Source organism: Vreelandella boliviensis LC1 (assembly GCF_000236035.1).
GTDB lineage: Bacteria > Pseudomonadota > Gammaproteobacteria > Pseudomonadales > Halomonadaceae > Vreelandella > Vreelandella boliviensis.
On sequence record NZ_JH393258.1, the window covers coordinates 331080 to 343804 of the forward strand.

Here is a 12725-nt window from a genome sequence, read left to right on the forward strand (position 1 = left end):
TAAATGACGAGGCTTTTTTCTAAAATTTGGGTAAAGCTTGCTTTGGTAAAAATTAGCTTTGGTGGAGCCTAGCGGGATCGAACCGCTGACCTCAACACTGCCAGTGTTGCGCTCTCCCAGCTGAGCTAAGGCCCCACATGCTATCCATCAACAGCGAGGCGAATACTACGTTGTACGTTTATCCTGGTCAAGTATTCACATCATCCGCGGCTAACTAATTCTCCTTTGTCGTTAGCTGTGGCACTCTATGCATTAGAGTACAAGGCCAACGCCTGAGCCCATGATGTTTCCATGCAGGAGCCTGTCCATTGATCACTGTACTTATCGCCGATGATCATCACCTAGTTAGAACTAGCATCGCTCACCTGCTAAACGAAGAGCGTGACATTAAAATTGTGGGCGAGGTCGACGACGGTGAAAATGCCGTGACCCAGTGCCGCCATTTAAAACCCGACATCGTGTTGATGGACATTCGCATGCCGGGCATTGGCGGGCTTGAGGCCACTCGGCGTATTCACCGCAACATGAAAGACGTCAGGGTCTTGATTTTAACCGCACATATGGAAGACAGCGTACTGCGTCGCATGCTGGAAGCAGGCGCCTCAGGATTTTTGAGCAAAGGCGCAGATGCAACAGAAATGACCGATGCCATCCGCCAAGTCTTCCACGGCCGACGCTATGTAAGTCAAGAAATTGCCCAACGGCTGGCCATGTCACACTTTACTGATGAGGATAATCCATTTAGCCACCTCTCCCACCGTGAGCTACAGATTGCCCTTATGATTGTAAACTGCCAACGTGTACAAGATATCTCTGATCGTCTGCATTTAAGCCCTAAAACAGTTAACACCTATCGCTATCGACTGTTTGATAAACTACCGGTAGCCACCGACGTCGAGCTGACTCACCTAGCGCTCCGTCACGGGCTGGTTGAGGGGTTTGACGCGACCCAAATATAACCCCACCCTCCCCTGCTGTTATCGGGTACCGACACGCTGATATGACCTTTGATTCAAAACAGTTCTTAAGCTCGATAAGCTCCTCACCGGGGGTTTATCGAATGCTTGATGAGCAAAGCAACACCCTCTATGTGGGCAAAGCCAAGCGCTTAAAAACGCGCCTTACCAGCTATTTTCGTGGTCAGTTGAATACCAAAACCCAGGCCATGGTGGGGCGTATCGCAGACGTCCAAGTCACCGTCACGCGCACGGAAACCGAAGCGCTGCTGCTCGAACAAACGCTGATCAAACAACTGCGTCCGCCCTACAATATTTTGCTGCGCGACGATAAGTCTTATCCGTTTGTGTTTGTCACTGACCGCCACTCCTACCCAGCGCTTGAGTATAAACGCGCACGGCAACGCAGAGACGATGGGCGCTATTTAGGCCCCTACCCCAGCAGCGGCGCCGTTCGGGAAAGCTTAGCGCTGATGCAAAAAATATTTCGTATCCGCAACTGCGAAGACAGCGTGTTTGCCCACCGCTCACGCCCCTGCTTGCAGTATCAGATTCAGCGCTGCAGCGCTCCCTGCGTCGACTATATTTCCGCCGAAGATTACCGCCGGGATCTCGAACACGCGGTAATGTGCCTGGAAGGCAAAAGTGAACGTGTTACTCAAGAATTAATGGGAGCAATGGAAGCCGCCAGCCAGGCGCTTAACTTTGAAGAGGCCGCTCGCCTGCGTGATCAGGTTCAGCAGTTGCGCCAGCTGCAACAGCGTCAGTTTGTCGATACTGGCGGCGGGGATGCCGATATTTTCGCCCTCGCCCAGCGCCCCGGCGCGCTGGGCGTTTCAGTGTTAAGCGTCCGCGACGGCCGCCTGTTGGGGGCACGCCATCACACGCCCAAAAACGACCTGGATCTGCCGCTAGAGACGCTGCTCACCGAGGTAGTTAGCCAATACTATTTTGGTCAACCGCACAACGTGCCCAGCGAAGTAATTACTAGCCACCCACTCGACGATAGCGACCTGATTGCCGAGGCACTAACCCAGCAGGCAGGCAAGCGCATTCGCGTCACCAGCCAAGTGCGCGGCCACCGCGCCCAGTGGCAACAGCTCGCCATTACCAACGCCGAGCAACAGTTGGCCTCTCAACTGGCTAATCAAACCCAGCTTACCCAGCGCTTTACCGCCCTGCAGAAAGCGCTGGGCTTAGCAGAAACGCCGCAGCGCTTGGAGTGTTTCGACATTAGCCATAGTCACGGCGAGGCAACCGTTGCCTCCTGTGTCGTATTTGATCATCAAGGCCCCCGTAAAAGTGACTACCGCCACTTCCGCATCGAGGGGGTCGCCGCCGGCGATGACTACGCTGCTATGCAGCAGGCCCTGACACGGCGTCTTAAGCGGGTGAAAAATGGTGAAGCGGTTGCCCCCGACATTTTGATCGTCGATGGTGGCAAGGGGCAGCTCAATATGGCCCGCGAGGTGTTTAAACAACTCGACATTACCAACATCATTCTATTGGGCGTAGCCAAAGGCACGACGCGCAAGGCGGGGCTTGAAAGCCTGTTTGTGGAAACTGCCGACAACCCGCTCGACCTGGATCCGGCCTCCCCCGCGTTACACCTGATCCAGCATATTCGCGATGAATCGCACCGTTTCGCCATTGCTGGCCACCGCGCTCAGCGCGATAAAGCGCGACGCACCTCCACCCTGCAGGATATTCCTGGCATTGGCCCCAAACGGCGGCGCGAGTTACTGCGTTTTTTTGGCGGCCTGCAGGGGGTGCAAAAGGCCAGCCGCGATGAACTCGCCCGCGTTCCGGGCATTAATGCGTCGTTAGCCGAAAGTATTTACCGGGCGCTCAACGGATAAACGCCCGTTTGGCATGGATGCCATCGGCCAAGGGGGATAGAATGAGCCCAAGACACTTCAAATCCTCTGATTTTCCGGCAAGGATCGCACCCTGCGATGAACATACCTAACATACTGACACTGGCGAGAATCGCCTTTATTCCGCTGCTGGTGGTGCTGTTTTACCTACCCTTCAGTTGGAGCATGCCCGTGGCGGCTGGCCTATTTGGACTGGCCTCTATTACCGACTGGCTGGATGGCTATTTAGCGCGACGCTGGAATCAGTCAACGCCCTTTGGCGCTTTTTTAGACCCGGTGGCCGACAAACTCATGGTGGTCGTAGCCCTGGCGCTACTGATTGAGCGTTATGACACCCTGGTACTAACGCTCCCTGCGCTGGTGATTATTGGCCGTGAAATTGTCATTTCAGCGCTGCGCGAGTGGATGGCTGAAATGGGCAAACGCGGCATGGTGGCGGTTTCCTGGGTGGGCAAGTTGAAAACGACCCTACAAATGGTGTCGCTGCTAATCTTGCTGGCGCTTCCGCCGACCCATGAATTTGCACTGTTGGGTGTTGTAGTACTGTATAGCGCCGCACTCCTAACGCTGTGGTCGATGATTCAGTACCTAAAAGCAGCTTGGCCGCATCTTAGCCGCTCCATGTAAGCTGCTGATAATTAAAAAAGGAACACGCGTTAATTCATTGATTGACAACCCGGCGGCGATCCGTATAATTCGCCCTCGAGTCGAGCGGGAATAGCTCAGTGGTAGAGCATCGCCTTGCCAAGGCGAGGGTCGGGAGTTCGAATCTCCTTTCCCGCTCCATTTTGGATGTGTGGTAATAGATATTGACAAGGCGAAGGTCGTGATCTGGTGCGCCAGCCCGGTCAAATCTCCTTTACCGTTCCAACGACTTTTGAGGCTGGATGGCAGAGTGGTTATGCAGCGGACTGCAACTCCGTGTACGCCGGTTCGATTCCGACTCCAGCCTCCATCTTTATCTAGCAGTGATGTTTTAAGCAAAACTAAACAGCATTGCTATGTGATTGTTTGTAATGTCTAGCCCGGATGGCGAAATCGGTAGACGCAAGAGACTTAAAATCTCTCGGGGGAAACCCCGTGCCGGTTCAAGTCCGGCTCCGGGCACCATTTTACAAACTAGATTTCCCCCTTCCAGTTTCGCCCTTCCCTATTCGTTTATTTTCACTTTACTCACTCTTATACGCTGCCCTCAGCTGCGCTTATTCGTGCACTCAAACATCGCGTATTTCTTATGCGAAAACATCGCTAAACGCGAATTGCCACGCTATGATGCCCACCTCCTAACCAGTTGCGATCGGCGACGCTAGCAACGTTCAGGTTTTGCAATAATTCGGTCAGTATTAAGAGGGAGCGGGCATTATGGGTACGCCTACATCCGATGTACTTATCATTGGCGGCGGCGTCGCTGGGTTAACCCTTGCCTTGGAAGTGGCTGATCACAGGTCAGTGACGCTGGTGCGCCCCGCTCAAGATAACCAAGGCGCTAGCCGCTGGGCCCAAGGCGGCATTGCTGCCGTGCTCTCGCCGGATGACGATCTCGACGCGCATATCAACGATACCCTTATTGCTGGTGATGGGCTGTGTGATATCGAGGCCGTTCGCTTTACCGTTACCCACGGGCCCGCTGCCATTCAGTGGCTGATTAATAAGGGCGTTCCTTTTACACCCGAACATGACCCTGCCGCACGCTACCCTTATCACCTGACCCGTGAAGGTGGTCACAATGCCCGGCGCATAATCCACGCTGACGACGCCACAGGCCGCGCCGTGGTGGACACACTATTAGCCAGTGTTGCGCGACATCCCAACATAACCCAGCGCAACGACCTAACCGTGGTTGGCCTGTTACAAGATGCTCAAGGTGCCTGCTGCGGCGCCTACGGCAGCGATACTAATCACCAGTGGTACTCGCTCACCGCGCGCCATACTGTATTAGCCACTGGCGGCGCAAGCGGCCTTTATCGTCACACCACTACGCCCGCTCCTAGCAGCGGCGAAGGCATGATGATGGCCGCAGAGCTGGGTGCTCGGTTAATGAACCTAGAGTTTCAACAGTTTCATCCAACCTGCCTATTTGACCCCAAAGGCCCAGCGTTTTTGATTAGTGAGGCGGTTCGTGGTGAAGGCGGACATTTGCTCAATGAGGCGGGGGAGCGTTTTATGCTTGCGCTGGATAAGCGCGCGGAGCTAGCCCCTAGGGATGTTGTCGCCCGTGCCATCGATGCTGAAATACAGCGCAGCTCCCTAGGCCACGTGTGGTTGGATATTCGTCATTTAGGTGAACAAGCGATTCGCCACCACTTCCCGACTATTCTGGCACACTGCGCTTCCCGCGGTATTGATATCACCCAGCAGGCCATCCCCGTGGTACCTGCCGCCCACTATAGCTGCGGCGGTGTCGCCACCAACCTGCATGGCGCCACCAATGTTACCAACCTCTATGCCATCGGAGAAACAGCTTGCACGGGCCTACACGGCGCCAACCGAATGGCCAGCAACTCACTGTTAGAGTGCTTGGTATTTGCACGCAGCTGCGCTCAAGCGTTGCTCACACAAGCGCCGGAACAACACGGCCAAGCGGCCAGCAGTAGTGGATTTCAGCCCCCGGCGCAAGCTGCTGCCTTACCCAAGGCAGTACTCAGCGACATACGCCAACAAATGCGCACCACCATGAGCCAGAATGTCTCCATTGTGCGCAGTTCAACCGGGCTAAGCACTGCCCTGACGCACTTGAAGGCGTTGCTAAACAGCGTGGAAGAGATACAGGGGGCGTTAACAGCCCCGGAAGGCAGACGCTTACACCAGACACTACAGTTAGCAATATTGACAGTGATTGCCGCCCAGCAGCGCCATGAGTCACGCGGGCTGCATTACTCCTCTGACTGGCCCCACCAACAGTCCGAAGCCGTTGCCTCTTCGCTTTCGATAAACGACTTAACAGGCGCGTTAGAAAAAAACCGCTAGCGGCCAGGACGATGGAACAACTGCCTTACCTCACGCAGGTTTTTTCGAGGCGCGCTATCAGGCCAGAGCCAAACCCGCTGCTTCTCCACATAAAGCCCTATTAACCAGGGCCCTAAATAGTCACAGCGTACTTGATCCACGTCACCCTGATCCTCACTTTGCGTGAGGGTGCTCTCCGCTGGCTGCGGCTCGCGCAGCCAGCGGCCTTGAACTGATGGTGCCGTCGAGGTGAGCGATAGCACCCCCTTGGGTTGACGAAGATAGCCGCGCCACCCAAGGACACCGCCTAGCACAACCATCGCCACTGCTGCAGGCTTACCCCCTACCCAATAGCTCAGTACCACTAACCCGACCAATAACCCACATTGAGCGAGCAGCCAATACTTAGAGGGTACGATAGGCAGAATTATCGGTGGTTTCAGCATGTTCAACGATCATTTGTACGATACGCCGCTGGCTTGGCTCCTCGGGCCACTCTCGGTGCATCAGCCAGACAAACAAGTCCTGATCTTCTCCTTCAATTAGCTGCTCATAGGCCAGTTGATCCGCTTCGCTGAGATGGTCAAAACGCTGCTCAAGAAATGGTATAAGCAACAGATCAAGCTCCCACATGCCGCGCCGGGAGTGCCAGTAAAGCCGTTTGCGCAAAATGGCTGCTGGGGAATTGTCGTCGTTCAACGTCAGCCGCTCCGATCTAAGAAATGAACAGCCAGTATACCTAAGCCACAGGGTCGCGCCAGCGCCCTCCATCGCCTATGCTGTTAATGAGTCTAGAACCTTGTTTTATCTGAATTGTTTTATACTGAATTGCGCAGTATGCTGAATTTGATGTTAGCGAGGTCGAGAGCGCGTCACGGCCTTCAATGTTCGCAGGGAGCCAACCGATGACTAAATCTGAATTAATCGAACAAATTGCGATGCGTCAGCCGGAGTTGTCCGCCAAAGATGTTGAAACGGCGGTGCGTATTATCCTGGACGACATGACGGATTCTCTTTCTAGCGGTGGTCGCGTTGAGATCCGTGGTTTCGGCAGTTTTTCACTGCACTACCGGGAGCCGCGGGTAGGGCGCAATCCGAAAACAGGCGATGCAGTTGATCTGGAAGGCAAGTATGTGCCGCACTTTAAGCCCGGTAAGGAGCTACGGGAGCAGGTAGACGCTAGTCGAGCACTCGGCTACTAAACGCCGCTATTACGTTATCCGACCTTCTGCGAGATGACGTCGCGGCTTGAGTCGTACACAATAGGGTTACCGTGAACGTCACAGACTAGGAAACTCAAATGCGTTGGATCAAAGGGCTGATTTTAGCCGTTATTTTGCTGATAGTGGTGCTGGTAGGCATTCTGTTTGCCGTTAATAATCAGCAAACCATTGCCTTAAACCTTATTTGGCTGGAGCTACCAGCGGTATCGCTCTCTGTTTGGCTACTCGCGACATTGGTGTTTGGCGTCTTACTGGGCATGCTCGCCATGCTAGGCGTCTACGTGCGATTAAAGGCAACCCTGGCCCGCAGCCAGCGGCAGAATAAGCAGCAGCGTAAAGAGCTTGATAGCCTACGCACCCAGGAGTTTAAGGAACTGGCATAAATGCTGGATGTCGCGCTGCTAAGCGTACTGTTGGTCGCCATTGCCATTGGTTACGGGTTAGGTTATCGCCAAGCCGGACGCCGCCGACATCGCTCCCAACCGCCCGCGACCTCATCGCAGGCGCTCTCCCGGGACTACTTCGTCGGGCTTAACTACCTGCTTGATGAGCAGCCCGACGAAGCGATCAATACCTTTATTAACGTGCTTGCGGTCAACAGTGACACGGTTCACACCCATATCGCCCTCGGCAAACTGTTTCGCGTCCGCGGCGAGGCCGATAAAGCGGTCAGCATTCACCAAAATCTGCTAGCACGGCCCTCTCTTTCACAGCATACCAACGAACAGATCCAGCTAGAGCTTGCCCGGGACTTTATGGCCCTCGGTGTTCATGATCGCGCCCAGCGGCTACTCAATACACTGCTGGAACATAGCGGTGATGATGATCATCGCTATGCAGCCAAACAGCTGCTCATTGATCTATTAGAACGCGAAAAAGCGTGGCAGCAAGCCTTCGAGGTGATCCAGCCGCTGCTTAAACAGTACCCAAAGATGCGTCGCCCCGCTGCCCACTGGCTGTGTGAGTTGGCGCTGGAAGAGATAAGCGAAGCCAGCCGACCACTGGCTAAAAAGCATCTCAAAAAAGCCCTGCAACTGGATGAAAACTGCGTTCGCGCAACCCTGCTGCTGGCCGAATTAGAGATGGACAACGGGCACTATGCTCGCGCTATTGAGCGATTAGACAATATCCCTGGGCAAGAGATAGTGCATATTCCCACCATGCTGCCTGCCCTCAAGCACGCCTATTTGCGCAACAATGATGAAGCGGGTTACGAAGCTCATCTCTATCAACTGCTTGAGCAAGCGCCTTACACCAGTACCATTATTGCATTAGGGCAGCTCGTTCATCAGCGTGACGGTGTCGATAAAGCGATTGAGTTGATCGGCGAACGCCTGCGCGCAGTGCCGAGCTTAGGCGGGCTGGATTATTTGATCGATCTGTATATTGAAAGCCAGCGGCTTAGCGGAAAACCTTCCCCTGATACGCGCCTGCTGCTATTAAAGCATCATACCGATGCGCTGCTGCTTAATCGTACTAGACATCGCTGCCAACGCTGTGGCTTTGCCAGTGACGCGCTACAGTGGCAGTGCCCCAGCTGCCGTTTCTGGGGCACTATTAAGCCGATAATTGGCGTAGAGGGCGAATAGTTTTCGCGAAGCACAGGTGTTCAGCGAGCCCCTAATTCCTCTTCAATCGCCTCCAGCGCTACCATAGGGTCGTCAGCCTGAGTAACGGGGCGACCGATTACCAGATGGCTACTTCCCGCCGCAATAGCCTCGCTGGGGCTCATCGTGCGCTGTTGGTCATTAGCGACTGCAAAGCTTGGCCGAATACCGGGGGTCACTTTTAAGAACGACTCACCGCATAGTGTTTTAATCCGCGCTGACTCCTGGGCCGAGCAGACTACCCCTTGCAAACCACTTTGCTTCGCCAGCAGCGCTAGGTGCTCTACGTGCTCGGCCAGTGGGGCATTGATGCCTAACTCTGCCAAGTCCTCGGCCTGCATACTGGTCAATACGGTAACGGCGATTAAATGGGTCGTTAGGGCGTGTTGATCCAAACGTTGCACAGCTGCCTCCATCATCCGGCGCCCGCCGCTGGCATGTACGTTGACCATCCACACACCCTGTTCCGCCGCTGCCTGCACCGCGCTAGCTACGGTATTGGGAATATCGTGAAATTTAAGATCCAGAAACACTTCAAACCCACGCCCATGCAGTGCCTCAAGTACCGCGGGGCCGCTGCGGGTAAACAGCTCTTTACCTACTTTCACACGACATCGGGCGGGATCCAACTGATCAGCCATACAGAGCGCAGCGTCTAACGAAGGGTAATCAAGGGCAATAATAATCGGGGAATCGGTGGCCACAACGTTGCTCCAAGTACGTTTTAGTTCATTATATCAGCCTCTCCCCACTCCTCGCGCCCTCAGTATGTAAGCCATTTGCCATATGTTCATAGCTAAAATCTTACAACTGCTGTCATATATCGCTGACATAAACACTCTCTAAATAAAGCTAAGTTAACAGTGCAGCGGCGTTTATCTTGCTCATCAATAACTCGGGCACTGATAGAAAACTATACGCAACGCCGCATGTGCAACCAAAGCAACCCAACGTTATTAAAAGGATCATTGAAAATGAACATGACACTTAAAGGAATGTTGGCCGCACTACTGTTTAGCATTAGCTTAGGACTTTCTAGTAGCGTGCTGGCCCAAGAGGTAGCCCCGATTAACGTCAATAGCGCCGACGCTGAACTGCTGGCCGAACTACCTGGCATTGGCCCAAGCCGAGCCGACGCGATCATTGAAGAGCGCGAAACCAATGGTGCCTTTGAAAGCACTGCAGATCTTGAGCGCGTCAGCGGTATTGGCCCTGCCACCGTCGAACGCATGCGTGATCAAGTGACCTTTGAATAGAGCGCATACTCGTTAAGCATCACAATACCCCGGTAAGCATAAGCGCCGGGCATTGTTATAGCCCGCTTCACATCATCCACAGATCCATAAATTTATGTACAGGCAACGCTTCAAGCGTTGCCTGCTGACTGCATAGTTGAGCAATGGTTTGGCAACGACTTGCTGGAAAGCGTGTCGCCAAATGGCGCTCAAACTTATCGACTAATAGCGGCATCCCCTCTTCCCGACGACGTCGATGGCCTACTGGGTACTCCACTGCGACTTGATCAGTCGTACTCCCATCGTTGAAAAACACCTGCACCGCATTTGCGATAGAGCGCTTCTCTGGGTCGTGGTAAGCCTTTGAATACTCAGCATTCTCCTCTACCACCATCTTGTCACGCAGCTCATCTATCAGCGGATGATCCGCATGAAAATGGTCTTCGTAGTGCTCGGCGGTAAGCGCACCAAAGATAAGCGGCACCGCGGTCATGTATTGCAGGCAGTGGTCGCGATCCGCCGGATTGGCGAGCGCGCCGGTTTTGGAAATAATCCGAATAGCCGAATCGTGGGTGGTGAGTACGATCTTATCAATCTCGGCTAAGCGGTCTTTCACCTGCGGATGTAGTGTCACGGCAGCTTCGCAAGCCGTTTGGGCGTGAAATTCAGCGGGGAAGGAGATCTTAAACAAAATGTTCTCCATCACGTAGCTGCCAAACTCACGCTGAAAGCGTAGGCGGCGGTCAGCTTCCGGCTTCAGGCTCAAATCTTTATTGGCATGACTGAACAGCACATCGTAGAAGCCCCATTGGGGCGCCGACAGCGCGCTGGGAATACCCATTTCCCCTCTCCGGGCGATATCCGCTAAGCGCACGCCTCGTGAGGTGGCGTCTCCTGCGGCCCAGCTTTTTCGCGAACCGGCGTTGGGCGCATGGCGATAGGTGCGAAGACTCTGGCCATCCACCCAAGCGTGGGAGAGCGCCGAGAGCAACTGCTCACGGTTGGCGCCCAACAGCTTAGCGGCCACCGCCGTAGACGCAACTTTCACTAGTACCACGTGATCGAGGCCAACTCGGTTGAAGCTATTCTCTAGCGCGAGCACGCCCTGAATTTCATGGGCCATGATCATGGCGTTGAGCACATCGCGCATCACCAGCGGCGCTTCGCCTTGAGCGACCTGCTGCTGGGAAAGATGGTCAGCAACGGCGAGTATCGCGCCAAGATTATCGGAGGGGTGGCCCCACTCAGCGGCAAGCCATGTGTCGTTATAATCCAACCAGCGGATGATACAGCCGATATCCCACGCCGCCTTAACTGGGTCAAGGCGAAGCGAGGTTCCTGGCACTCGCGCCCCAAATGGCACTACCGTGCCTTCCACTATTGGCCCAAGATGCTTAGTGCATTCAGGAAAACGTAGCGCCAACAGCCCACAGCCAAGCGTGTCCATTAGACAGTAGCGGGCGGTTTCCAATGCCTCTTGAGACGCCACCTGATAATCGAGTACGTAGTCGGCAATAGCCTTTAGCTCTGGGTCGTAATCAGGCCGCTCATTAGTTTCAGATGTGGCGCTCATAGTGTTCTCCTCGCTTGTGCCAGTCCATTCAGTATGGCCTAAAAGCTGTCGCCGGGTATGCGAACTACCCCCTCCATCAACACCCGAGCACTGCGGCTCATCACCGCCTGCTCGATATGCCAACGCCCTTCCACCAGGTTTGCTTCAGCACCCACCCGCAGGCTGCCGGAAGGATGTCCAAAGATAATCTCGTTGCGTTTACGGCCACCGGCGGCCAGGTTCACTAATGTGCCTTCAATGGCCGCTGCGGCAGCAATGGCCACTGCGGCGGTGCCCATCATGGCGTGGTGTAATTTACCCATAGAGAGTGCTCGCACCAGCAGATCGATATCAGCCGCCTGCACATTTTTACCGCTCGATGAAACGTAATCCGACGGGGGCCCTACGAAAGCTACTTTGGGCGTGTGCTGGCGGTTGGCGGCTTCACTCACGTCACTGATCAGTCCCATACGCACAGCGCCATGGGCACGAATAGTTTCAAACATCGCCAGCGCTTTGCTGTCGCCATTGATAACGTCCTGCAGCTCGGCTCCGGTATAGCCAATGTCGGCGGCGTTAATAAACACGGTGGGAATGCCTGCATTAATCAGGGTGGCTTTCAGCGTGCCCACCCCCGGCACATCAAGCTCATCGATTAGATTGCCGGTGGGGAAAATAGCACCCTCGCCGTCAGCCGGATCCATAAAGGCTACAGGAATTTCAGCGGCAGGAAAGGTCACACCATCCAGCTCAAAATTGCCGGTTTCCTGCACTTCACCATTGACGATAGGCACCCGCGATACGATGGTTTTCTGAATATTTACCTGCCAAACGCGAACCTCGGCCACGCCGTTTTCAGGAATGCGTTCAGGATTAACAAGACCATTGGTAATCGCAAAAGGGCCGACCGCCGCGGAGAGGTTGCCGCAATTGCCGCTCCAATCCACATAGGGCTTATCGATGGAGACCTGACCAAACAGGTAATCCACATCGTGTTCGGCTGACTCACTTCTGGACAGGATCACCGTCTTGCTAGTGCTTGAAGTGGCGCCCCCCATACCATCGATCTGTTTTTCGTAGGGGTCGGGGCTGCCGATTACACGCAGTAGCAACTGATCCCGCGCCACGCCCGGCTGCTGGGCCGCTTCGGGTAGGTCATGGAGTTTAAAAAACACACCTTTACTGGTGCCGCCGCGCATATAGGTGGCTGGGATTTTTATTTGCGGCACACTTTTGTTTTGAACTGATTCGCTCATCATTACCACTCCTAAAAATAACCCGGCGCTCTAAGCCTGGTTCGAAAAGCTAGGTTCGAAAAGCTAGGTTCGA

13 protein-coding genes and 4 tRNA genes are annotated in these 12725 nt (G+C 54.4%); 11 read left to right on the plus strand and 6 right to left on the minus strand.

The window, feature by feature from the left end:
* Positions 1-59 precede the first annotated feature (59 nt).
* Positions 60-135: transfer RNA gene (locus KUC_RS10710), tRNA-Ala, on the minus strand.
* 173 nt (positions 136-308) lie between these two features.
* Between KUC_RS10710 and uvrY the strand changes: the two genes are divergently transcribed.
* The 7 genes from uvrY to nadB all read left to right on the plus strand — a co-directional run bounded on the left by uvrY (position 309) and on the right by nadB (position 5800).
* Complete coding sequence (gene uvrY, locus KUC_RS10715; RefSeq protein ID WP_007113220.1) at positions 309-959, plus strand: UvrY/SirA/GacA family response regulator transcription factor; 651 nt, start codon at positions 309-311, stop codon at positions 957-959.
* A 41-nt stretch (positions 960-1000) separates the two neighbouring features.
* Positions 1001-2815, plus strand: a complete 1815-nt coding sequence (uvrC, locus tag KUC_RS10720; RefSeq protein WP_007113221.1) for an excinuclease ABC subunit UvrC — start codon at positions 1001-1003, stop codon at positions 2813-2815.
* A 96-nt stretch (positions 2816-2911) separates the two neighbouring features.
* Entirely contained in the window at positions 2912-3460 is a 549-nt protein-coding gene (gene pgsA, locus KUC_RS10725) for a CDP-diacylglycerol--glycerol-3-phosphate 3-phosphatidyltransferase (RefSeq protein ID WP_007113222.1), read from the plus strand.
* Positions 3461-3544: 84 nt separating this feature from the next.
* Positions 3545-3619: transfer RNA gene (locus KUC_RS10730), tRNA-Gly, on the plus strand.
* 95 nt (positions 3620-3714) lie between these two features.
* A tRNA-Cys gene (locus KUC_RS10735) sits at positions 3715-3788 on the plus strand.
* Positions 3789-3856: 68 nt separating this feature from the next.
* Positions 3857-3943, plus strand: a tRNA-Leu gene (locus tag KUC_RS10740).
* 252 nt (positions 3944-4195) lie between these two features.
* Positions 4196-5800: an L-aspartate oxidase gene (nadB, locus tag KUC_RS10745; protein WP_007113223.1), complete on the plus strand. Its 1605-nt coding sequence runs from the start codon at positions 4196-4198 to the stop codon at positions 5798-5800.
* On the opposite strand, the gene KUC_RS10750 is transcribed toward nadB, so the two are convergent.
* Positions 5797-6225, minus strand: coding sequence for a hypothetical protein (locus KUC_RS10750; protein WP_244264788.1), 429 nt, complete (start codon positions 6223-6225; stop codon positions 5797-5799). The two genes, nadB and KUC_RS10750, sit on opposite strands and share 4 nt — an antisense overlap.
* The gene (locus KUC_RS10755; protein WP_007113225.1) at positions 6185-6478 is read right to left on the minus strand and encodes an FAD assembly factor SdhE; all 294 of its coding nucleotides are present in this window, start codon (positions 6476-6478) and stop codon (positions 6185-6187) included. Before KUC_RS10755 ends, KUC_RS10750 begins: the two co-directional genes overlap by 41 nt.
* Before the next feature lie 206 nt (positions 6479-6684).
* Between KUC_RS10755 and KUC_RS10760 the strand changes: the two genes are divergently transcribed.
* From KUC_RS10760 to lapB, 3 genes are all read left to right on the plus strand, one after another.
* Positions 6685-6981 carry an integration host factor subunit beta gene (locus tag KUC_RS10760; protein WP_007113226.1) on the plus strand — a complete coding sequence of 99 codons (297 nt, stop codon included), beginning with the start codon at positions 6685-6687 and terminating at the stop codon, positions 6979-6981.
* A gap of 98 nt (positions 6982-7079) precedes the next feature.
* A complete protein-coding gene (locus KUC_RS10765) occupies positions 7080-7385 on the plus strand; it encodes a LapA family protein (protein WP_007113227.1) in 306 nt (101 codons plus the stop codon).
* Positions 7386-8591: a lipopolysaccharide assembly protein LapB gene (lapB, locus tag KUC_RS10770; protein WP_007113228.1), complete on the plus strand. Its 1206-nt coding sequence runs from the start codon at positions 7386-7388 to the stop codon at positions 8589-8591.
* Between the two features lie 20 nt (positions 8592-8611).
* Here the strand turns inward: lapB and pyrF are convergent, their stop codons facing one another.
* On the minus strand, positions 8612-9313 hold the full coding sequence (pyrF, locus tag KUC_RS10775) for an orotidine-5'-phosphate decarboxylase (protein WP_007113229.1): 702 nt from the start codon (positions 9311-9313) through the stop codon (positions 8612-8614).
* Positions 9314-9583: 270 nt separating this feature from the next.
* Here pyrF and KUC_RS10780 point away from each other — a divergent pair, with 270 nt between their 5' ends.
* Positions 9584-9865, plus strand: coding sequence for a ComEA family DNA-binding protein (locus KUC_RS10780; RefSeq protein WP_040480671.1), 282 nt, complete (start codon positions 9584-9586; stop codon positions 9863-9865).
* Positions 9866-9932: 67 nt separating this feature from the next.
* On the opposite strand, the gene prpD is transcribed toward KUC_RS10780, so the two are convergent.
* Positions 9933-11417 (minus strand): 2-methylcitrate dehydratase, encoded by a 1485-nt coding sequence (gene prpD, locus KUC_RS10785; protein ID WP_007113231.1) that lies wholly within the window; start codon positions 11415-11417, stop codon positions 9933-9935.
* A 38-nt stretch (positions 11418-11455) separates the two neighbouring features.
* On the minus strand, positions 11456-12655 hold the full coding sequence (gene prpF, locus KUC_RS10790) for a 2-methylaconitate cis-trans isomerase PrpF (RefSeq protein ID WP_007113232.1): 1200 nt from the start codon (positions 12653-12655) through the stop codon (positions 11456-11458).
* Positions 12656-12725: the final 70 nt, after the last annotated feature.